Source organism: Allobacillus sp. SKP2-8 (assembly GCF_007559355.1).
GTDB classification, from domain to species: Bacteria; Bacillota; Bacilli; order Bacillales; family Alkalibacillaceae; genus Allobacillus; species Allobacillus halotolerans.
This window is the reverse complement of the sequence record NZ_VMHF01000008.1, coordinates 41,913-63,780: the sequence shown is the minus strand read 5'-3', so window position 1 is coordinate 63,780 and position 21,868 is coordinate 41,913. Positions and strand designations below refer to the sequence as shown.

23 protein-coding genes and 2 pseudogenes are annotated in these 21,868 nt (G+C 38.5%); 9 read left to right on the top strand and 16 right to left on the bottom strand.

Going from position 1 to position 21,868, the window contains the following annotated elements; genetic code table 11:
- Positions 1-41: 41 nt before the first annotated feature.
- Together betA and betB are read right to left on the bottom strand one after the other, a co-directional pair.
- Positions 42-1,727 (bottom strand): choline dehydrogenase, encoded by a 1,686-nt coding sequence (gene betA, locus FPQ10_RS08180; RefSeq protein ID WP_144162843.1) that lies wholly within the window; start codon positions 1,725-1,727, stop codon positions 42-44.
- Positions 1,728-1,904: 177 nt separating this feature from the next.
- A complete protein-coding gene (gene betB / locus FPQ10_RS08175) occupies positions 1,905-3,362 on the bottom strand; it encodes a betaine-aldehyde dehydrogenase (protein WP_144162899.1) in 1,458 nt (485 codons plus the stop codon).
- 440 nt (positions 3,363-3,802) lie between these two features.
- Here betB and FPQ10_RS08170 point away from each other — a divergent pair, with 440 nt between their 5' ends.
- From FPQ10_RS08170 to FPQ10_RS08160, 3 genes are all read left to right on the top strand, one after another.
- Entirely contained in the window at positions 3,803-4,702 is a 900-nt protein-coding gene (locus tag FPQ10_RS08170; RefSeq protein ID WP_144162841.1) for a glycine betaine ABC transporter substrate-binding protein, read from the top strand.
- A 215-nt stretch (positions 4,703-4,917) separates the two neighbouring features.
- Positions 4,918-5,484, top strand: coding sequence for a choline uptake/conversion transcriptional regulator CudC (gene cudC, locus FPQ10_RS08165; RefSeq protein ID WP_144162838.1), 567 nt, complete (start codon positions 4,918-4,920; stop codon positions 5,482-5,484).
- A gap of 109 nt (positions 5,485-5,593) precedes the next feature.
- On the top strand, positions 5,594-6,220 hold the full coding sequence (locus FPQ10_RS08160; protein ID WP_144162836.1) for an NAD(P)-dependent oxidoreductase: 627 nt from the start codon (positions 5,594-5,596) through the stop codon (positions 6,218-6,220).
- 510 nt (positions 6,221-6,730) lie between these two features.
- Here the strand turns inward: FPQ10_RS08160 and FPQ10_RS08155 are convergent.
- The 4 genes from FPQ10_RS08155 to FPQ10_RS08140 form a co-directional block, all read right to left on the bottom strand.
- Positions 6,731-7,093, bottom strand: coding sequence for a hypothetical protein (locus FPQ10_RS08155; protein ID WP_186278612.1), 363 nt, complete (start codon positions 7,091-7,093; stop codon positions 6,731-6,733).
- Positions 7,094-7,184: 91 nt separating this feature from the next.
- Positions 7,185-7,448: a hypothetical protein gene (locus FPQ10_RS08150; RefSeq protein ID WP_246569167.1), complete on the bottom strand. Its 264-nt coding sequence runs from the start codon at positions 7,446-7,448 to the stop codon at positions 7,185-7,187.
- A 122-nt stretch (positions 7,449-7,570) separates the two neighbouring features.
- Complete coding sequence (locus FPQ10_RS08145) at positions 7,571-7,855, bottom strand: hypothetical protein (protein ID WP_144162834.1); 285 nt, start codon at positions 7,853-7,855, stop codon at positions 7,571-7,573.
- A gap of 410 nt (positions 7,856-8,265) precedes the next feature.
- The gene (locus tag FPQ10_RS08140; protein ID WP_144162832.1) at positions 8,266-8,760 is read right to left on the bottom strand and encodes a hypothetical protein; all 495 of its coding nucleotides are present in this window, start codon (positions 8,758-8,760) and stop codon (positions 8,266-8,268) included.
- A gap of 244 nt (positions 8,761-9,004) precedes the next feature.
- On the opposite strand from FPQ10_RS08140, the gene FPQ10_RS08135 reads away from it, so the two are divergent.
- Positions 9,005-9,421, top strand: a complete 417-nt coding sequence (locus FPQ10_RS08135) for a hypothetical protein (RefSeq protein WP_144162830.1) — start codon at positions 9,005-9,007, stop codon at positions 9,419-9,421.
- 77 nt (positions 9,422-9,498) lie between these two features.
- Here FPQ10_RS08135 and FPQ10_RS08130 read toward each other — a convergent pair whose 3' ends face one another.
- The 4 genes from FPQ10_RS08130 to FPQ10_RS08115 all read right to left on the bottom strand — a co-directional run bounded on the left by FPQ10_RS08130 (position 9,499) and on the right by FPQ10_RS08115 (position 12,487).
- Positions 9,499-10,599 carry a nitric oxide synthase oxygenase gene (locus tag FPQ10_RS08130; RefSeq protein WP_222103060.1) on the bottom strand — a complete coding sequence of 367 codons (1,101 nt, stop codon included), beginning with the start codon at positions 10,597-10,599 and terminating at the stop codon, positions 9,499-9,501.
- Positions 10,600-10,711: 112 nt separating this feature from the next.
- Positions 10,712-11,089 carry a TIGR02328 family protein gene (locus tag FPQ10_RS08125; RefSeq protein ID WP_144162895.1) on the bottom strand — a complete coding sequence of 126 codons (378 nt, stop codon included), beginning with the start codon at positions 11,087-11,089 and terminating at the stop codon, positions 10,712-10,714.
- An 18-nt stretch (positions 11,090-11,107) separates the two neighbouring features.
- Positions 11,108-11,617 carry a DUF1722 domain-containing protein gene (locus FPQ10_RS08120; RefSeq protein ID WP_144162826.1) on the bottom strand — a complete coding sequence of 170 codons (510 nt, stop codon included), beginning with the start codon at positions 11,615-11,617 and terminating at the stop codon, positions 11,108-11,110.
- 123 nt (positions 11,618-11,740) lie between these two features.
- The gene (locus tag FPQ10_RS08115; protein ID WP_144162824.1) at positions 11,741-12,487 is read right to left on the bottom strand and encodes an SDR family NAD(P)-dependent oxidoreductase; all 747 of its coding nucleotides are present in this window, start codon (positions 12,485-12,487) and stop codon (positions 11,741-11,743) included.
- Between the two features lie 317 nt (positions 12,488-12,804).
- Between FPQ10_RS08115 and FPQ10_RS08110 the strand changes: the two genes are divergently transcribed.
- Positions 12,805-15,063: an ATP-binding cassette domain-containing protein gene (locus tag FPQ10_RS08110; protein ID WP_144162822.1), complete on the top strand. Its 2,259-nt coding sequence runs from the start codon at positions 12,805-12,807 to the stop codon at positions 15,061-15,063.
- 261 nt (positions 15,064-15,324) lie between these two features.
- Here FPQ10_RS08110 and FPQ10_RS08105 read toward each other — a convergent pair.
- Positions 15,325-15,477 (bottom strand): annotated as a pseudogene (locus FPQ10_RS08105) (small acid-soluble spore protein P).
- Positions 15,478-15,675: 198 nt separating this feature from the next.
- Here FPQ10_RS08105 and FPQ10_RS08100 point away from each other — a divergent pair.
- The 3 genes from FPQ10_RS08100 to FPQ10_RS08090 all read left to right on the top strand — a co-directional run bounded on the left by FPQ10_RS08100 (position 15,676) and on the right by FPQ10_RS08090 (position 18,005).
- On the top strand, positions 15,676-15,876 hold the full coding sequence (locus FPQ10_RS08100) for a CsbD family protein (protein WP_144162820.1): 201 nt from the start codon (positions 15,676-15,678) through the stop codon (positions 15,874-15,876).
- 189 nt (positions 15,877-16,065) lie between these two features.
- On the top strand, positions 16,066-16,755 hold the full coding sequence (locus FPQ10_RS08095) for a FadR/GntR family transcriptional regulator (RefSeq protein ID WP_144162818.1): 690 nt from the start codon (positions 16,066-16,068) through the stop codon (positions 16,753-16,755).
- Positions 16,756-16,757: 2 nt separating this feature from the next.
- Positions 16,758-18,005, top strand: a complete 1,248-nt coding sequence (locus FPQ10_RS08090) for a CynX/NimT family MFS transporter (protein ID WP_144162816.1) — start codon at positions 16,758-16,760, stop codon at positions 18,003-18,005.
- Between the two features lie 71 nt (positions 18,006-18,076).
- Here the strand turns inward: FPQ10_RS08090 and FPQ10_RS08085 are convergent.
- Positions 18,077-18,313, bottom strand: a pseudogene (locus tag FPQ10_RS08085) (DUF6366 family protein).
- 251 nt (positions 18,314-18,564) lie between these two features.
- Here FPQ10_RS08085 and FPQ10_RS08080 point away from each other — a divergent pair.
- Entirely contained in the window at positions 18,565-19,497 is a 933-nt protein-coding gene (locus FPQ10_RS08080) for a glycine betaine ABC transporter substrate-binding protein (RefSeq protein ID WP_255439809.1), read from the top strand.
- 73 nt (positions 19,498-19,570) lie between these two features.
- Here FPQ10_RS08080 and FPQ10_RS08075 read toward each other — a convergent pair whose 3' ends face one another.
- The 4 genes from FPQ10_RS08075 to FPQ10_RS08060 all read right to left on the bottom strand — a co-directional run bounded on the left by FPQ10_RS08075 (position 19,571) and on the right by FPQ10_RS08060 (position 21,858).
- Complete coding sequence (locus tag FPQ10_RS08075; RefSeq protein WP_144162814.1) at positions 19,571-19,885, bottom strand: DMT family transporter; 315 nt, start codon at positions 19,883-19,885, stop codon at positions 19,571-19,573.
- 1 nt (position 19,886) lies between these two features.
- Complete coding sequence (locus tag FPQ10_RS08070) at positions 19,887-20,240, bottom strand: DMT family transporter (protein ID WP_144162812.1); 354 nt, start codon at positions 20,238-20,240, stop codon at positions 19,887-19,889.
- Positions 20,241-20,306: 66 nt separating this feature from the next.
- Complete coding sequence (locus FPQ10_RS08065; RefSeq protein ID WP_255439806.1) at positions 20,307-20,888, bottom strand: TetR/AcrR family transcriptional regulator; 582 nt, start codon at positions 20,886-20,888, stop codon at positions 20,307-20,309.
- Positions 20,889-21,153: 265 nt separating this feature from the next.
- Positions 21,154-21,858 (bottom strand): glucose 1-dehydrogenase, encoded by a 705-nt coding sequence (locus FPQ10_RS08060; protein ID WP_255439821.1) that lies wholly within the window; start codon positions 21,856-21,858, stop codon positions 21,154-21,156.
- Positions 21,859-21,868: the final 10 nt, after the last annotated feature.

Here is a 21,868-nt window from a genome sequence, read left to right as displayed (position 1 = left end):
TTCTCAACAAGAGCGGTCTCTTTCCTATTTCATGATTATTTTTACGCCTTAACTGCCCCTGCATCTGGGGCATGAACGCCATGAACATAATAATCTTTATATTCTGGTTCCAACGGTTCATTACCGAGGATAATATCAGCTGCTTTTTCAGCTAACATCAATACTGGAGCGTGGATATTTCCGTTCGTTGTGCGTGGCATGGCGGATGCGTCCACGACACGGATATTTTCTAACCCATGCACTTTCATTGTTTCTGGGTCTACTACTGCCATCGGGTCAGAAGCAGGGCCCATTTTAGCTGTGCATGATGGGTGGAGTGCTGTTTCTCCGTCTTTCTTAACCCACTCGATAATTTCTTCATCTGTTTGGACAGAAGGCCCTGGAGAAATTTCACCAGAACTATATCCTTGTATCGCTGGCTGAGAAAGAATGTCTCGTGCAACACGGATGGCTTCGACCCATTCGCGACGATCTTCTTCGGTAGATAAATAATTACAGACGATGCTTGGATACTCAAATGGATCATTGGAACGAATCTTCAATCTTCCTCTTGAGTTGGAATACATCGGTCCAACGTGAACTTGGAAACCGTGCTTTGTATCTGCTTTTTGTCCATCATACCGTACAGCTAGCGGCAAGAAGTGGAACATTAAGTTCGGATAGTCAACTTCATCATTCGAACGGACAAATCCGCCACCTTCGAAATGGTTGGATGCTGCTGGTCCGGTACGACCAAGTAACCATTGCAAGCCAATCCAAGGCATTTTCAGTTTGTTTAAGCTCGGTTGCATGGAAACGGGCTCAGGAGTAGCGTGCTGAATATATACTTCTAAGTGATCTTCCAGATTTTCTCCAACCCCTGGCAAGTGATGAATCGGTTCAACGCCAACGGAACGCAAATGTTCGGCATCTCCTACACCAGCCAACTGTAATAACTGCGGCGTATTGAATGCACCGCCAGAAAGAATGACTTCTCCTGCGTTGACGTGATGGATTTTTCCATTCTTTTTGTATGTTAATCCTTCTGCTTTCTTACCGTTGAAATTAATGCTTGTCACAAAAGCACGTGTCTCAATTGTAAGGTTTTTGCGATGCATCACTGGGCGTAAATAAGCACGTGACGCCGATACACGTCTACCGTTATGCACTTGGCTGTCGAACGGTCCAAAGCCTTCTTGGCGAAATCCATTGACGTCAGGTGTTCTTGCATAACCCGCTTGAACGCCAGCTTCAAAGAATGCTTGGAATAACGGATTAGTTGCAGGGCCACGTTTTAATTTGATCGGACCATCAAGCCCGCGGTATTCATCGGAAGAATCGGCTCCAAAAGCTTTTTCTAACCGTTTGAAGTACGGAAGGACATGGGCAAAATCCCATTTTTCCATCCCTGGTTCTGAAGCCCACTTCTCATAGTCTAATGGGTTACCTCGTTGATAGATCATCCCGTTGATTGAACTTGATCCACCAAGTACTTTCCCCCTAGCATGAGCGACACGGCGCCCGTCCATATACGGCTCAGGGTCTGTTGAATAGATCCAGTCATAAAAGCGATTGCCGGATGGGAACATTAACGCGGCAGGCATTTGAATAAATAAATCCCAAAAGTAATCACTTCGTCCTGCTTCTAAAATAAGAACACTGTTATTTTTATCTGCGCTGAGGCGGTTACCGAGTACAGAACCTGCACTCCCACCGCCGACAATTACGTAATCATATGTTTGTGTCATGTCATTTACCCCCTTGAAGATTGTTTTATAGAATCTAAAAACTTATCCTCATTGATATTTTATTTAGTTTGTTTTATTTATTAAATAAAAATTTAACAAAATGTGCAAAAGGAAGGCACCATGAGCAATCATGGTACAGCTACCTTTTTAAGAATCTATCAGTACGCCATCGACTTCTTACTTAAACCATTTAATCGGTTTCGGTTGTTTATTGCGGAAAATGTGTTTTAACTCTGTATATTCTTCCATGCCTTCACGTCCAAGTTCACGGCCAATACCTGATTGTTTATAACCGCCCCAAGGTGCTTGCGCAAAGTAAGGGTGGAAGTCATTGATCCAAACTGTTCCCATGCGTAAACGGGCAGCAACAAATTCTGCTTTACTCAAGTCTTGTGTCCAAACGGCACCAGCCAATCCGTAAATCGTATCGTTAGCAAGTTGGACGGCTTCCTCTTTCGTTTGGAATGTTTCGACGGTGAGTACTGGGCCGAACACTTCTTCTTGAACAATGCGCATGTCGCTTGTGCAGTTTGTGAAAATTGTAGGTAAATAGAAAAAACCGTCTTCTAACTCAGGGTCTTCTGGACGTTTACCTCCAACGACGAGTTTGGCACCTTCGTTTTTACCGATTTCTACATAGCTTTCCACTTTTTCGCGGTGTTCAGCTGAAATCATTGGTCCACTTTGTGTGTCTTCATCGAAACCGTTTCCTAATTTAATTCGTTTCGTTCGTTCAACTAACTCTTCTACGAATTCATCATGGATGCTTTCCTCTACTAACAGACGCGCTCCCGCAGAGCACACTTGACCTGCGTGAAAAAATACAGCGTTTAATGCTTGGTCAACAGCTGTTTCAAAGTCAGCATCGGCAAAAACGATGTTCGGATTTTTACCGCCAAGCTCGAAAGCAATTTTTTTCATATTGTCACTCGCTGCTTGCATAATCGTTTTTCCTGTTTCGATGCCACCGGTGAATGAAATTAAGTCGACATCATGGTTGGAAGCTAATTCAGCGCCTACAGATTTTCCGGCTCCGAGTACTAAGTTCGCAACACCTTTTGGTACACCAGCTTCTTCCATGAGTTCAAAAACTTTTACAGTCGTTAATGGTGTAATCTCACTCGGTTTCATGACTAGCGTGTTGCCTGAAGCCAAAGCAGGTGCGAGTTTCCATGCGGCTTGAAGCAGTGGGTAGTTCCATGGTGTAATCTGACCACAGACACCGACAGGTTCACGAACGACTTTACTTTCACTATTCGGGATTGGAGAAGCAATGACTTCGCCACCATCTTTATCAGCGAGACCTGCGAAATAAAAGAATACATTCGCAATGTCGGCCATATCTTCGCGACTTTCTTGAACGGTTTTACCCGTATCTAATGTTTCGAGTTCTGCCAGTTCTTCTAAGTCTCGCTCGATCAATGAACCAATTTTATTGACGATTGCACCACGCTCACTTGCAGGCATTGTACTCCAACTGCCTTCATCAAATGCTACGCGTGCGGCTTGAATCGCTGTTTTTGCATCTTCAGCATTTCCTTCTACTGCTGTAGCGATTACTTCTTGGTTAAAAGGATTAATAATTTCACGAGTCTTTTCGGATTTGGCATGCAGCCATTCTCCATTTATATACATCTTTTGTAACTTCACATCATCACTCCTATACGAATAACGTTAAGTTTGTTAAATAAAAATTTAACGTTTCTAATAAACTAATCCTAACAGTGATTTAATTTCGTTGTCAAATCATAGTTGAGGGAGATTGGTCATTTGCTTGCCATGTACCGCAATGACTACGTTTTTGAATAACCTATTGAAAAACTTAAAATTTGTCTCGTTACTTCTAGAACAACAAGGAAGCAGGAAAAAACAGAATATTGATTTGACAAAAGAAAATATTTCTTTAACCTATAAGATATGAATAATTTGTTAAGAAAAAATTTAATAAATTTATTTTATTTAACAAAGGGAGGCGATGAAGCGTATCATCTGTTGAAATCAATACACGCTTATAATAAAAGAGTATTCGATCTAGATGTAATTAAAAAACAAAAAGGGAAAGGTGTTTGTAATTAATGAATGTTAAACGTATAAGTCTATTCACTTTAATGGCGACAATATTTTTAGTACTGGCGGCATGTGGTTCAACGAGCTCGGATGCAGAATCAGATGAAGACTCGAATGGGTCAGAGGAAGACAAAGGAACAATTACGATCGGACAAATTAATTGGCCTGAAAATATTGCCGTTACAAATCTATGGAAAGCTCTATTAGAAGATGAAGGGTATACAGTGGATTTGAAGTTGCTTGAAATGGGGCCACAAATGGCTGCGTTAGGAGCAGGAGAATTAGATATCGCACCTGAGATCTGGTTGCCTGTCCAAGACAAGAGTTACTATGAAGAGTTTAAAGATCAAGCCAATTTCTTTGAAGAACCATGGTATGATAATGGTAGAGTTGGGTTGGTTGTTCCAACATATATGGAAGATATCAATAGTATTGAAGATTTGAATGCAAATAAAGACAAGTTCAATGGGGAAATCATTGGCTTTGAATCTGGAGCAGGTACGATGATTGTTGCACAGGAAGTTATTGATGAATATGGTCTTGATTACAATTTATCAGCAAGCAGTACAGCGGCAATGATTTCATCAATTAGACTCGCAGTCGAAGATGAAGAACCGATTGTTGCGCCACTATGGAAGCCACATTACATTTTCTCTGAAGTAGATCTAAAATTCTTAGACGATCCGAAAAAGACCTTTGGTGAAGTAGAGAAAATTTATATGGCAACTCGTGATGGTTTCGACTCAGATCATGAAGATGTCAGCAAATGGTTGATGAACTTTAAGCTGAATGATGATCAGTTGGGTGATTTAATGATCCAAACGAAAGAAAACGAAGACAATCCACTAAAAGGTGCTGAAAAATGGATAGAAGAAAATCAGGATGTCGTTGATGAGTGGATGAAATAAATAGAGGTAAAGAGACGGTTCTCACTAAGAGGATCGTCTCTTTTATGAAGTGCTGATTTTAGCTTGCTTCTTTGCCATACTAATTATAAAATAAAAGAAACATTCAATTTGTACTTAACAAACTAAATAAACATACTAACATATGCAATATTCTATATAGGCTTCCTTACTCGCGTGAATAACTCAAGTGCAATATACAAAAAAGAGGTGCCACCATGGAAGAAAAACGGAATGACTCACACAATGGAAATGCTCAAGAAAAGATTGAACAGGTTGAACGGATGATGATTAATACGATATCAGAAACGATGGACTTGTATGGTGTTACTCCTGCAGTAGGGCGTTTGTACGCAACCATGTATTTTAAACACGAACCGATTACATTAGATGAAATGAAAGACGCACTCGGTATGAGTAAACCGAGCATGAGCACTTCCGTCCGCAAGCTGCAAGATATTAATATCGTTAAAAAGGTATGGCAGAAGGGATCGAGAAAGGATTCATTCATTGCTGAAAAGAATTTTTTCAATTATTTTTCTCATTTCTATGGCATGAAGTGGGAACGTGAAGTGAATATGTATTTGGTTAGCTTGAAAAAAGCCCAGGAACAACTGAAAGAAGTAATCGAGGACCCTGAGACAGATGAAGCATTAAGAGAAAAGGCTGAATTGGATTATCAACAACTTGAAGATGCTAGAGTCTATTACCGATGGTTGGAAAAGCTCACGAAGCTGACGAAATCAGGTGAAATCTTTGATTATATCCCTGTAGATGAAGAATAGAAAAGATCGTATGGAAAGAGACTCTTTGGAAGTCTCTTTCTTTTTACTTATTGTACTCTTCCGCTAAACTACTAAGTACTAGGTCTATAAGCAAAGAGGAGGGAAGAGTGTGAAAATATTACTACTCGGTGCAACAGGGCGAGTTGGAACTGCCTTACTCGAAAAAATGTTGCAAGATGGGCATGAAGTGGTGACTCTTGTTCGATCGCCTGAGAAGATAATGCTAGACCATCCGCATTTATATATCGTGCAAGGCGATGTGCTCGATGCAGAAGCATTGGAAAAAGCGATGACTATAATACCTGTCGAAGCGGTTGTAAGTGCGCTAAACACAGATAAAAACAACGTGCTCTCTCGCTACACACCAATGATCATTCAACTCATGAATGATTATCATGTGAAAAGATATATTACGATTGGAACGGCGGGGATTTTAAATAGCAGAGTAAACCCTAGCATTTACCGGTTTCAATCGAGTGAGTCGAAGCGGAAAACAACGACTGCAGCCGAGGATCATGCTGCAGCATATGAGCTTTTGAAAGAATCAGACCTTGATTGGACAGTTGTTTGTCCGACGTATTTGCCTGAAGGAGAAGAAGTAGGGGATTATCGTGTGGAAGCAGAGACGCTGCCCGTAGACGGAAGGAAAATTTCGGTTCAGGACACAGCAGCCTTTGCTTATAGCCAGCTTTCAGACGATACATTTATTCGCAAACGTGTAGGAATTGCTTATTAACGATTTGTTTTGTGAGCATTCTTATCGAAATAAGCAATAAAAATAACTCGTCTGCTAGGTAAGTATACTGTTAATACCATTGTTATTTGTATTACAAAAATCCCTGGGAAAACAGTGCGATTTTAATGCTATTTGCATTAGTAGTTCACTATTTCTCCACCAAAAGTGAAGTATGACTTTAGAACGAAAAAAATCGCTCATATCAATTGAGCGACTTTTTAATATATTAATGCTGTTATGCAACAATCGCGCCCGATTGCTTAACTAGACTCCTCACTTTTATTTGTTAACTGTCTCACCAATTCGATTAGGACAAGTAAAGAAATAATAGCCATAAACATGCCATTAAAAAAGTCGTGTTCCGAAAAATTTAAAATTGCTACAAAAATGCACAGAATAAATGATAAAATCAATGGTATTTGTTTCAAACTTACACCTCTCCTTTATAGACACAAAAATATTTATATAGAAAATAGGCGCAATTCTTATTAAAGAAACGCGCCCTTTTGCTTAATAACTTTCTGCGTATTTATTTACTATACTTTCTTTAAGTTTAGGTAGATTTAGTAATAGAATAAGTGTTGGTAACATAATCACGGCTATATAACCTAAAATTCTATAATCAAAGTTAATCAATTCAAACCCTAACATAGATACTGGGAACATTATGGCAATCATCAATAAATACGGAAAAACCATTATAGAATATAAGCCTTTTCCTTTTCTGTATTTAAAAAGTGCGCTCCATTTTTCTTCGTTCATATTAAATATTTTTTTCATTGTACTAAAAAGCAACAGCAATAATCCGACATAAAGTAATGAACTAATTACATCTAACACAACATAAGAAACAACGAATAAAAATATTCTCAATGATTATCACCTCTGCTCTATAACCTGCCCCGTTAGAGGCGCACTTCTTATTCTACAACTGCGCCCGTTCGTATTGAGGAATAGATAAGGCTCAACCGAGATAAGTAATTTCACCTTCATTTTCTTTTGCTCTAATGGTGATTTTTGCAGTTAGTTGTTCAGGTTGTTGTCCATAATCATCCTTTACCTCTCTAAAGATGGAAGATATGTAATTTTCAAGTTCCCCCAATGTTATTTCTTTTGATAACACCTTATTTCTTGCAACCTCATATCCCTTAAATGAATTATTATAATTATCTATTTCTTCTTCTCCGAATGCTTTTATTTCGAATTCGACTTTAATATCATTAGACACTTTTTTCGCTCCTTTGCGTTACTTATCAAGACTAAGTTACGACCCTGCAGGGACGCACTGTTAAATTAGCGCGCCCTTTATATGAATATCATTCCTTACATTAAATTCGCTTTTTGAGGTTTTTACAGAAAACTAAATACCGTAAGAATGAATGAAATAACAAACGTTAATATAACTAAGATAACTATTATGGGAGCTATCATCTTTAAAAACCCTTTTTCTTTCTTTTTAAAACTTATAAAACTAAAAATTAAACCAAGTATTCCTGAGACAATGGAAGTGAAGAATAATATCTGTATAAGAACAACCATCATACCTTCGGGTTGCTTTGGAGCAACTGCATAAGAGGAAAAAATAGTTAATGCACAAATAACTCCCAATATCGCAGACCATTTACCGTAATTCAAATTAAACCCTACTTTTCTAAAGTGATTATGCAATAAATCATTTCAGTATTATTAAGTTATTTCAGTATTTATGTTATTTTCCTGCATTTTAACATATGGAATCAAAAAATGATTACAGATGACAGAAAAATTTTTATAAATAAAAAAATCAGTGGATAAATAAATCACATACGAATTCACATAGTAATTCACAGTTGTTTAACATAGTAAATAAATGACAAAATAACACGATTACAATAAATATTATCATTATGATAAAATCAATGCGAATTTATATGTCAAAGCGGGTGCGATTATAGTTAAAGCATTGGTATGACAATAAAAGAAAGCATACCAATTGATATGCTAAATATATTGTTATTTTAGATTTTCTCCACGGTAAGTGAACTATTTATCTGTTAGGCGAGTTTTTAAAAACATAATACAATGACTTTGTAAGGTGTAGTTTGTGCAGGAATGCTAAAGGTTGCAGGTCCATAAATGACAATTAAATCTCGATTTTTCGGTGGTTGTGTAAATGTCTGACCATTGGTTAACACAATTTGTGTATATGGAGAGATATTCAGTGCTAGCTGTCCGTTGCTACTCACCAACTGGCTATTAAAATAATCAACTTTTACATGTTGGTTTTGGTTCTCTTTAACCATGACAAGTGCCTCGTATTGTGGAGGGTATATGAGGATGGTTGGTGCATCACCGTCATAATACCCGGTTACACGATCTCCCACTTTCACCGCTACGTGATCTACAAAATAAGTTGAAGGTGTTACAACGAAATTAACTAACTCACCTGAATTATTTTCGACAGACATCATCTTATAGCAGCCTGCTTCCTCATCATCTTGACCTATTGGAAAATCACTGATCATCGTAATTGTTCCATAAAATGAATGAAAATTTATCATACAGTACCTCCGTAACTTTAGAAATAAGCATAAGTAGAGAGCAATTTACTTCGTTCCAAGGATTACTGTTATTAAACGATTGGATACAAATTGTGCATTTACAATGACTTGAAGTATCTTATGTAAGTCGATAGCTAAGTGACATCATCAATCATTGACATTAAACCTGCTGTGTAATTATGTATTGTATGTTTTAATAAAAATAATTAATACGATTATATAAGCTTTGAAAAGGAGAGGTTATTTGAAGAAAAAAGTTCTGGTTACTTCATTTGTTGTCGTGTTAGGGGTAGCGTGGTTTATGATCGAACAGAGTAAACAAACTACTTATGAATCAGTAATATCATCTGAACTATCAAACGATACGGTTGTAGAGAAAGTTAGAATTGAAGATATGCTTAACCACAAATGGACTGAATCAACTTCCGATGAAGTAATTCAAAACATTATAAAGAAACCTAGAAGCATGGAGATGAAAGAAACAAATAAAACCCCCTCGGTCGAGTATATTATCACGCTTAAAACTGAGGAAAGTAGCTATCATATTTTGTTAGGTAAAGAGTGTGTTGACCTTGACGACGGTATATATCAAGTAAAGGGGAAAAATGAATTATATGATTTTATAAAAAGCGCTGAGTTTAATTGGGAGAATAAACAGTAGTCTTCAAACAAAAATAAAAAGAAGTGTTTCGCCTATTGTTATGAAACACTTCTTTTTATTTCATCTACTATTAAAATTTACGTAGTAGGCTCGTATGCTTTTTCTTGATAAAAGTAATTCGGCGTGACGATGTCATTCTTATACGGTTTATGGTAGATATGCGTTGTTGCTGACGATAGCGGTGGAAGGAGCCATGCCCGATTCCCTGTAACTGGACGATTATGCTTCATTTCTTTCTTCTCAAAAGCTTTAAATTGTTTTGCCGCCGTATGATGGTCGACAAGCGTGACACCAGCTTTTTCAAAAGAATAGATTACAGCGATATTTAATTCCACTAGAGCTTTATCAATCCAAAGGGAACGGTCTGAATTTGTGTTGAGCCCCATTATTTCAGCTATTTTAGGTAGTGCATTATACCGATCTTCATCAGCAAGGTTTCTCGCTCCTACTTCAGTCCCCATATACCAACCGTTAAATGGTGCCATCGGGTAATCAATACCACCTATTTCTAATCGCATATCAGAAATGATTGGTACAGCATACCATTTTAGATTTAACGCTTTGAATTCTTCAAATTGAGGATGTGTGATCTCAACTTCCTTCACGATCTCTTTAGGTATTTCAAATAGTTTAGGTGTCTGTCCTAACTCTTGAATGACTAATGGGAGAATATCGAAGTTTGTTTGCTGTCCTGACCATCCTAAACGTTCGCATTCTTTCGTAAAAGCAATCGATGTGGAATCACCAATCACTTCACCATTGGACTCATATCCAGCATAACGTAGCAGCTGATGATTCCAAATTCTCATTGGATCTTTTCCATCGAATCTTGGAGGGAAAATGGTAATTGTAGATCGTATATTCCCGACATTTGTAGCGAAGTTAATATGTTCAATAAGTTTGTCATAAGCATCTTCTGCTGTATAAATATGACGTGCATCAATAATGTGTAATGTATCCCAAAGCAATCGACCAATGCATCGATTATTATTGCGCCAAGCCATCTTTGCTCCATGTGTTAATTCCAAGCTTGTATGAGCATAAGTACCTGTACGGTGTATTTCACTTTCAATGTCAGAAATTCTTTTGTTTTGTTCTTCTTCGGGTATCCCAAGTTCAGTGTAGCAGCTATGAATAAAGTTAGTAGCTTCTTGTAATAAATAATCAGATTGATTCATGTTTATCAACTCCATATTTTGATACTAGCATAGTCGTTATAAGCTATGAGCCTTAAAATATGGAGAAAAAATCACGATTTTTGTTTAGGTATTTCCTTGAAGTTATGATCGTTCATTCATATGACAACCGAATACCCTTCTCAAGTAAGTTATTTTTACATTCCTTTAAGTAGGCGGTGTCATGTTCTGGATAAATAGGATTAGTTAATCTCTCGACCTTCATATCGGCTAGATCATATGGAGGACAAGCTTTACCGCGATAGGTTGGATCCTCCCATAACGGGTCATTTTTATAACCGCGACGCTGCATCTCTTCGATGACTAACATATGATACTGATACAATTTATAAGGGGAATGGGTGAAAACATAATCTACGGTAGCGTGTTTCTTTTTCCATCCTAATCCACGTAATGCGCAACATTCACGATGTTGACCTAACAGCTGAGGCCTTGGTAGATCTGGGATTAGTTGTTCGTGCCATAAACGCATCAAATCACCTTTTTCTCTTTAATTGTTAAATGTTAAATAGTCGCCATACCATAATAACTCGTTTGCTTCGTAAGTAACGTTATGATGTTTAAGTGCAACCGGAACGAGATTAAACGGCTTCTCTCTGTCTTGAGGCCAAAAACGCGAATGCAATAAATAATGCACTTGATATTTTTGCGTATTTTCTTCAAGCAATGTTAGCGCTTGGGAAAAGTTTGTTTGGATGGAATTACTCATCTTTTGTCTTTCTTCACTGGATACTAATTTTTTGAAATAACCCGCCATATGGTACAGTGCATTCGAAAGTTGAGGGAGCTCTTCTGTTGGTACTTGACCATATGTTGTTTCGATATTTCTTAAAATTCTATAAGCCGCAGTTAAATCACGATCATTCGCTTTTAAATACGTGCGCACCTTCTGATAATCTTGTTGGTTACAAGCGAGTACAAGGTATTTATTCATCGCCCATATAGCTTGTGCAGCTTGGAGGACTAGCTTTTCATCGGTTATTATATTTTCTTGTCGCATTAGTTTCACCCCATATTATTATACTATGAATGCGAAATCCTCTTGAATGAGGGTGGCTCAGCTTTATAAAAAAAACACAACTTCCTCCAATGTAAGGAAGTTATGTTTATCTGAGTTTGATCATTATAATTTAGTTGATCCACCGTCGGACATAATTGTCTGGCCGGTAATGTAGTCAGAATCTTCGCTAGCTAAGAATACAGCGATGCGACCAATATCTTTTTCTGGGTCACCCATACGTTTCATAGGGATTTTATTGATTGTTTCATCATATAATTCTGGGAAGTTTTCACTCCATTGTTTCACACCTTCAGTTAACGCAATTGGAGAGATAAGGTTTACGTTAATTTCGTCTGCGCCCCACTCATTCGCAGCTACACGCGTAATTCCGCGAATCGCTTCTTTTGCTGCAGCGTATGAAGCTTGTGTAGGTTGTCCATTAATTCCAGCACCTGAAGCAAAGTTAATGACTTTACCTTTTGCCTTTTTAAGCTCTGGATAGGCCACTTGCATAAAGTTAAATGTTGGATAGAATCCAGTGTTAAAGGATAGATCGAACATATCCATTGTTGTCTCAGCGAATGGTGCTTGTTTAGATGCGTGAGCGTTATTGACTAAGATATCAAGTCTACCGAACTTTTCTACAACTTTTTCTACGATCTCTTCAACGTTTTCTCTTTTAGAAATGTCTTTAATAAAAAGCATGCCTTCTGTGTGGCCATTGATTTCTTCAAGCACTTTTTGGCCGTTTTCTTCATTGATATCTACGATTGCAATATGTGCGCCTTCTTTAGCCATTGCAAGTGCGATGCCACGACCAATTCCACCAGCGCCTCCTGTAACAATTCCTACTTTATCTTTTAGTCTCATACAAATCACCTTTCTTATTCGTGCCTCTCGTTCTTTTACAACGAGTAATTATACGTAAGTTCTATAATCTATTCCACTATCAGATACTATGGAGTGCAATGATCACGGTTCAATGATCTCCTTCGGCTTTTTTGGTTAGAGAATGGAACATCAAGGGTAGGTCTATCTATAGATTTCCCGGTACTTATAGTTCATTAAACCTGACAGGAAGGAAATCGGTATGTTTTCAACTTTCATTTCTTCTAAATAATTTGGGTTAGTATGCTAAAATGCATGCAACGAATAATCATTGATGATCCGTCAGAAAGGATGATCACATGTCGAATAAAAAAGATGAGATCATTTTACGTGGTCTGAAAGCAAACAACTTAAAAAACATCGACCTTAACATTCAAAAAGAACAAATTACGGTGTTTACCGGTATTTCCGGTTCAGGAAAGAGTTCAGTCGTTTTTGATACGCTGGCAACAGAAAGCAGAAGACAAATGACGATGAATTACCCGATGTATGTTCGTTATCAAATGCCGCGGTATGAAAGACCTGAAGCGGATTTAATGAAACATTTAAGTCCCGTCGTCGTTGTTGAACAGCGACCGGTCAGTGGGAATTCCCGTTCGACGGTTGGCACGTATATGGATATCGATCCATTGATTCGATTGCTGTTTTCACGCATTGGCGACCCGCCGATTGAGACGGCAACAGACTTTTCAAGTCAAAGTTCATTTGGGCAGTGCCCGTCTTGCAATGGTTTTGGTGAAATTGTCGCACCTGATGTAAACAAGTTAGTTGATGAAGATAAATCATTAAAGGAGTACGCGGTACAGTTTAAACCGTTATCACCATCTGGTTGGCAAGGTAGATGGATGATTACAGGGGGGTTGTTTAACCCTGATATACCGATTAAAGATTTTTCAGAGGAAGACTATCAGTTATTTATCTACGGACCTCCTGAAGGTGAGCGGGTTTTTGCGCCGTTTCACACGAAGCATGGTCCGCAGCCTCATGAATGGGACGGGCTATTACCGCGTTTTACTCGTCTTTATATTAATCGGGATGTTTCAAAACTTGCCCAAACAACTCTTGATGACGTCCTGGCAATGACGACACGTACACCTTGTCCGACTTGCCAAGGGTCCGGACTGAATCCACAAGTGCTTGAATCTAAAATTAATGGATTCAATATTGCTGATTATGATGCGCTCGAGCTAACTGATCTATTAGAAGAGCTTGAAAAAATCAATGATCCAATTGGGCATGCGATTGCTTTACAAACTATTCCTTCTATAAAACAGCTCGTAGATTTAGGATTGGGTTATTTAAATTTATCGCGAAAAATGGAATCACTATCGGGTGGGGAAGCCCAACGTGTTAAAATTGCGCGTCATTTAGGGAGTAGTTTGAACAACATGACGTTTATTTTTGATGAACCGACTGCAGGTCTGCATCCGGAGGAAGTTGATTTGCTCATTCAAATGCTGAAACGAATCAAAGAGGAACATAACACAGTGATTGTGATTGAACATAATCTATCTGTCATTGAAATTGCTGATGAAATCATTGAAATGGGCCCAAGTGCAGGTGTGCATGGTGGGGAAGTGATATTTCAAGGAAACAAAGAAGGATTGGAAGAATCAGAAGCTGCAACGACGCTGCAAAAAACACTCAAGATCAATTCAGAACCACGCCCATTTGAAGAAACTTTCACAATCAAACACGCGGCGATGAACAACTTGAAAGATCTCACAGTAGATATTCCGAAAAATGTCCTCGTTTCGGTTTGTGGTGTGTCTGGTTCCGGAAAAAGTTCGTTGATGCTTGAAGCTTTTCCTGAAAAGTATCCAGAAACAATTATGGTTGGACAAGCTCCGATTGGTATCTCCAGTCGCTCAACACTTGCAACGTACATGGGAATTATGGATGATATTCGGGCAATCTTTGCGCGCGAAACGGGGGAACCCGCTGGATTATTTAGTTTTAATTCGTTAGGCGCCTGTCCGGTTTGTGATGGTAAAGGAATTACGAAGCCAGACGTAGCTTTCGCCGATCCGGTATCCGTAACTTGTGAAGCGTGTGGTGGAACGAGGTATTCGGATGAAGCTCTTTCACATACGTATAAAGGAAAAAATATCGTAGACGTATTACAGCTAACGATTGAAGAAGCAAAAGACTTTTTCGATCGGCCAAAAATCATCCATCGCGTCAATACACTAAGAGAAGTCGGACTAGAATATTTAACGTTAGGACAGACGACGAGCTCATTAAGTGGTGGCGAAGTCCAGCGATTAAAATTGGCAAGCCATCTTAAAAAGGAAGGACAAATTTATATTCTAGATGAACCCTCGTTAGGATTACATGCACAAGACAACGACAAACTGTTCGCCGTGTTTCAAAAACTTGTAGAACGTAAAAACTCAGTCATCATTATCGAGCACAATGTCGACTTTATTGCCGCAAGTGACTGGGTCATTGAACTCGGACCAGGTGGAGGAAAACATGGGGGAGAAATCATATTTGAAGGAACTCCAGAACAGATGTCCACAGCTGATACAGTGACGGCAAAATGGTTGAGGGATTGAGAAGTTACTTTTACCGAAAGAATCACAATAGTAGTGGAGTATTCTATATCACGGGTAGCGCGCGAAAATGGAGCTCTACCCGTGATTAGGAGAGGTCTAATCAAAGATAGCGTGCAAAAATCATGCCCTATCTGTGAATAGGAGTGGTCTAATCAAAGGTAGCGCGTAAAAGTCGTGCTCTATCTTCGAATAGAAGTGCAATGGGGAGCTTAAAAAATGCTTCCCCATTGTAAACATCCAAATCACTCTATTTTCCAAACACTACATATCATGATCTGTTTTTTGTTTTTGACCTGAATGATTTTGCTGCTTCACTTTATGCGAGCCTTTCAAAGGTTCTCCATATGGCTGTTTCGGACTCTTCGGTAAATTTGGTTCTTTCTGCTATTTTGGCCCTTTAGGTTTACCGCTCATCGTTACCCTCCTTCACTTATTTATGGATAGCTTTTGACGACGTAATGAATCTATACACTGTAAATCCGATATTTTGAACCCTGATTTAGCTAGATCAATGTTTACAAATCCTTCTTGACGGTTAAATAAAAACTGTAAGCTTTCTAAAGCTTTTACTGATTTTAATTGCAACCTGAACCACAACAAGGAGGATTTAATATGTCAGATAAAGGTTTTGAAGAGAACGTAAAAGGTTCATTGGATAAGGCGAAAGGTAAAGCAAAAGAGGAATATGGTGAAATGACAGACGATACTTCGAAAGAAATCGAAGGTAAAAAAGACCAAGTAAAAGGCGAAGCCAAAAAGATATATGGCGATATGAAAGATAAATTCAGCGATGATGATGAAGATAATCGTTAAAATATAAAAAAGCAACCTGTTGCTATTCAGCAGGTTGCTTTTTTATTTGGAAAAAAACGATGCACTTCAAACATTAGCAATCCATCAGATGATCGAACAACAAATAACCTACATCAGTTTACAAAACCGCTACCCTCACGTACAATATCCTATGTACCAATCATCCTACAACTTTTATGGAGGAACAAAATGATTCAGAAAATAAATCGTTTGTCGTTGGTAGAACAGGTTGCTGAACAAATGGAGCAGTTAATTGAACAGAGACAGTGGAAGGTAGGAGAAAAACTTCCGCCTGAAATGGAACTAATGGAAAAGTTCGGCGTAAGTCGTAATACATTAAGGGAAGCCATCCGGGCATTAGTTCACGCTGGTTTATTGGAAACAAGGCAGGGGAGTGGCACGCTCGTTAGATCAACAAGTGTTTTAGGAGCTGCTTTAAAGCGTCATGTAAAGAAATCTACGATGCTGGAAACGCTTGAAGTGCGATTTGCGCTCGAAAAACAAGCTGCTAAAATGGCTGCCGAACATCGAACAGAAGAAGACTTGACGAAGATTGAAGCAATTGTTTCTGAAACTAAAATTGCTTCTGAAAAAGAAGACATAGATCAATTTATTACGTCTGATATTGAATTTCATAAAGCGATCGTTCAAGCTTCTGGCAATCAGTTACTGATTGATTTATATGAGCATATGACAGATTTATTATATTCATTTGTCCATGATTTCTTGGCTATGCAGCCTTCTTTTCAGTTGGAGAAAGGACTTCACCTGAATGTACTGGATGCGATTCAAAAGCAGGACCAAGCGTCTGCTGCAATGTATGTCGAGAATGACATGGAAGTATTAAAAGATTACATATTGAAGATGACGGAGGAGTAGTTTTGAGTAAGCAAGCAGGGATACAAACAGACAACAATACTACAAAAGCCAGTTGGCTATTATTAATTGGTGTTATTTTAATCGGGTCAAACTTGAGGGTACCTATTACTTCAGTCGGTGCATTGATTACATTTATCCGTGATGATCTCGGAATTAGTAACTCTGTCGCAGGGCTAATTACTACGTTACCATTGCTCGCGTTTGCAGTGTTTTCACCATTTACACCGAAGATTGCAAGAAAAATTGGTATGGAATGGACGATTGGCTTATCGATGATGTTGCTGATTGCTGGGATTGCGATTCGATCGATTACAGGCATTGGCTTTTTATTTATCGGAACTTTATTTATCGGCTTGGCGATTGCCGTTGGTAACGTTTTAATACCAGCGATTATTAAGATGAGTTTCCCTTTTAGAATTGGGCTCATGACAGGTATCTATGCTGTATTTATGAATATTTTCGGTGCTTTAGGTTCCGGATTGAGCGTACCAGCTTCCTCGATTGGCAATATGGGATGGCAAGGTGCGTTAGGTGTATGGGGATTGCTTGCTGTCATTGCCTTACTCATCTGGATTCCACAGCTACGCAAAAAGGGTGAATCATCACCGAAAGTGAATGTAACGGAACAAAAAACGAATTTATGGCGTTCTCCGTTAGCTTGGGCTGTGACAGTATTTATGGGAGGACAGTCTTTGGCCTTTTACACATTAATTACGTGGATGCCGGACGTATTGAATTCAATTGGTTATGATGCAAGTACGGCGGGCTGGATGGTCTTCCTACTACAAGCGGCAATCATTCCGACAACACTTGTCATGCCAATGGTTGCTGAGAAAATGAAAAATCAAGTCGGATTAGCTATTGGAGCCGCTGTGCTGTTTATTATCGGGTTTTCTGGATTGTTGCTCGGTAGTATGGCGTTCGTTCCAGTATCAGCCATTTTACTCGGGGTTGCTGGAGGAAGTTGCTTCAGTCTTTCCATGATGTTCTTTACGTTAAGAACGAGAGACGGGAAGGAAGCGGCTGAATTATCAGGAATGGCGCAATCATTTGGCTACTTGTTAGCGGCAGTCGGCCCGGTTTTTGTCGGTACATTGTATGACATAAGCGGTAGCTGGACGATGCCAATCGTATTTTTAATCGTCATTTCGATGATCATCCTAATCGCAGGTGTTATATCTGGTAAGGAAGGTTTAGTATCCGATCGATCTAAACAACAACATGAAAGAGATTTAGCAGGGGTTAATTAATTTAAAACAACGCTTGGGTATGGATTGCCCAAGCGTTGTTTTTGTATAATCTTCTTTAATTAAAGCTAACTTCATCGAAAGAAAACCGCATAGACGATAAAACCTAATATGATGACAAGAAGAAGTATTCCAGTGCCTTTCTAACTTAGACCGCCAACTAAAACAACGAGACTTCCATGTCTTCCTCTCTCCCAAGCATCTTTTGAAACGCCTTGAGGATTATCTTTCCATTCTTGTTGTCTTAATCGTTCTCTTCTTTTTTCAGGTGTTTCATGTTCACTTCCCACTTGATCCCACCTAATCTTCATATAATATATTTCATAATATTTAGAAACAATTTTAACATACAAAGGCTGCTATATTCTGACTTTTACCCTCTTTATTTATGATTAAGGAGTACCGCGATCAGGAATAATCTGGTATTAAAAAACAATGTAAGACTAGTAATAGATGTGTATGTAAAAATACACGAGCTAGAATCATATTCAATCAATGCCATTCAGTTAACTCACGCTAGAAACAAGCTAGTAACAACAAGAGAAGGGTTCTGGAAACAAAATTGTTTAAGACAAAACTGTTCAACACATTTAATCTTTCATTTTTGATTCTTATCGTTTTGACATTGTTTGTTGCAGGTTGCCAATCTGAAGATACGGCTACAGGGGAAGAAGAAGACCAGGAGATCAATTACAGTGAAGAAGTAAACTATACTATTATTGGTATAGAGCCAGGTGCAGTTATTACTGTGACAACTGAAAAAGCCATTGATGAATATGAAAGTTTACAAGGTTGGAAGCTTGAGCAATCATCAACCACTGCAATGACAGCAGCACTTGATGATGCGATAGAAAAGGAAGAACCAATTATTATTACAGGCTGGAATCCGCATTGGATTTTTGCGAAATATCCAGACTTAAAATATTTAGATGACCCAGACAATGTTTATGGTGAAAAAGAAGTGATTAAAACCCTTGCACGTATAGGATTAAAAGAAGATATGCCTAATGCATATAAACTGATTGATCAATTTCAATGGGACATTGAAGATATGGAAGGAATTATGTATGAGACGCACCAAACAGGAGATGAACTGAAGGATGCCGCCAAGCGTTGGGTAGAAGATAATCCAGATAAGGTAGCAGGTTGGACAGAAGGTGTTGAAGAAACAGATGGAAAATCGATAGAATTGACATCTACACAATGGGATTCTGAACTGTCAGCTACCTATGTTGTAGCAGAGGTATTAGAAGAGTATGGCTATGATGTTACCGTAACACCTGTTGATTTGGCGATTGTGTATGAATCTATTGCAAATGGTGATGCTGACGCAACATTAGCGGTTTGGATGCCGATTACAACGAAAGCATTCTATGATAAGCATGAAGGCGGCTTTGATGACTTAGGAGAGAATCTAACCGGAGCTAAAATCGGTTTAGTCGTTCCTGAATATATGGATATTGATTCAATTGAAGATCTAGAACCAGCAAAATAATGAGCATTTAAATAAAACGACTTGAACTCTTTAATGAGTTCGAGTCGTTTTTCATAATTCATCGTAATAATTCCTAAGAGACTGCTTTTAATCCTGTAACGCCTACGATAATAATGACTAAACTAATGATTCGTCCTATGCTTTTTGATTCATTAAAGAAAATCATATTTACAATTACTGCAGCCGCGGTTCCTATGCCAATCCAAACGGCGTAAGCTACACTGACCTGAAGGTAATTAAAGGATGTATAAAGAAAAAGGAATGCTCCGCCAAAACCACCGAAAAAGAGTAATGTGTGCAAAAGTGTTTTCCGTTCACTGAATTTATTTAATCCAATAACGCCAACTAGTTCGAGTATGGCTGCAAAAGATACGTAAATCCATCCCATATTAAACACCTCCTTGTTCAGTTTCTAATGTTGATTCAGACTTTTGATCTGCTAAGTTTAAAGCAATAACACCGATGACGAGGATACTGATAAATAATCCTTTCTCCGCACTGAATGATTCTCCGAATATAAAGACATCCATAAGTGAAGTGCCGACTGCGCCTGCAGCTGCAAAAACGGCATACACTGTTCCTGTCGGTAATAATTCACATGCTTTTGAAAGAATCATAAAATCCACAACAATCACGGGAATAATGATTGCCCAATGCCACCAAGCATCAGCCACGTTAAACCCGAAAATCCAAAACAATTCTAGTAAACTTGTTAAGCTGACATAAAACCAAGCTCTTTTCATAGAAATTTCCTTCCTTATAATTTTAATGACTGACTGTCATTCATTTTAAGATAAAATAAAAGGACGCTACGTGTTAGCGCCTAAAGCCTTGATTAGAAAGTGATATAATTCTTTTTGGTGTTCTTTGACAGCATTAGCATCTTGCTGATCATAGAGGTATGCTTGCTCTGCCGCTGATTCAATCGTTCCGACGATGATTTTAGCAGTATATTTAACATTTAGTTCCGGATCAATTACCTGGTATTTGATTCCGTTTCGTAATAGCTCTTCTATCCAATCATATAAAGGGGCATAAATAACTTCCCAATTACCTACATACTGCGTTTGCGTTAATCCAGTGTATAGTAGTTTCGTAAGCTCTTTATATGTTTCTGTTAAATCGAAAATGACATGAATCATATCAATAATCTGCTGCTTAATAGGTCCACTACTTACTTTTTTATTAAGACCTTCTAGTATTTTGTTGACCATCACTTCAGCAATCGCAGGCATAACTGCTAATTTAGAAGAAAAGTATAAATAAAAAGTCCCTTGAGCGATACCCGCTTTCTTTACAATCTCTGAAATTGTTGCTTTCTCAATCCCTTTCTCGGAGAAAACATCAATTGCCGATTGTATGATTCGTTCCTTTTTATCGATGTGACTCACACCCTTCTTTCCAATATGACTGAATGTCATTCATTTTCAATTATATGCCGATTTTTAGAAAAATCAACTGATAAGTTCGATATGTTTCCACTTCATAATAAAGACGAGCGGTTTTGCTACTGCATTCATGTGAATCCTTCAGCGTTAATTCTAAATCCTTCAGTGTTAACCCGCTACTTTTCAGTGTTAAGCAACCTAACTATAAAAAAAGCACCTACCGAAGTCAGTTCTCGTTTTATTGATCATTCACAACTTACAATTACGCTTACTGTGCAGTCAATCCACCATCAATTACAAATTCTGAACCTGTGGAATAGCTAGATTCATCAGATGCTAAGAATAGTACCATATTGGATACTTCTTCAGGCTGTGCGACACGCTTCATTGGAATGCTTTTCGAGAACTCTTCAACTGCAGCTTTTGTGTCTTCTTGAACAACCATTGGTGTAGCGATGACACCTGGGTGTACAGAGTTTACGCGAATGCCCATTGGAGACAAGTTAAGAGCAGCTGCTTTCGTCATACCACGAACAGCGAACTTCGTATCTGTGTATCCGATTGCTCCTCCAACTAGGCCATTCATTGAAGAAATGTTAACAATCGAACCGCTACCTGCTTTTTTCATAGATGGTGCTACTGCTTTCATTCCTAGGAATACAGATACTTGGTTAATTTCAACCGTACGCTTGTATTCTTCTAATGTTAGGTCGAAGAGGCTTTTTGCCAAAGTAATTCCAGCGTTGTTCACAAGCACGTTAGCCGGTCCAAATGTTTCTTCTGTTTTCTCAATGACAGTCGCCCAATCTTCTTCAGACGTTACATTTTGTTTCACGAAAAGAGCATTTTCGCCCAGTTCAGTTGCTAATGCCTCGCCCTTTTCTTCATTTAAATCTGTTAGTACGACTTTTGCTCCTTGCTCAATGAATAATTTTGCGTGAGCGGCACCCATACCTTGTGCTGCACCAGTAATGCTAAACGAC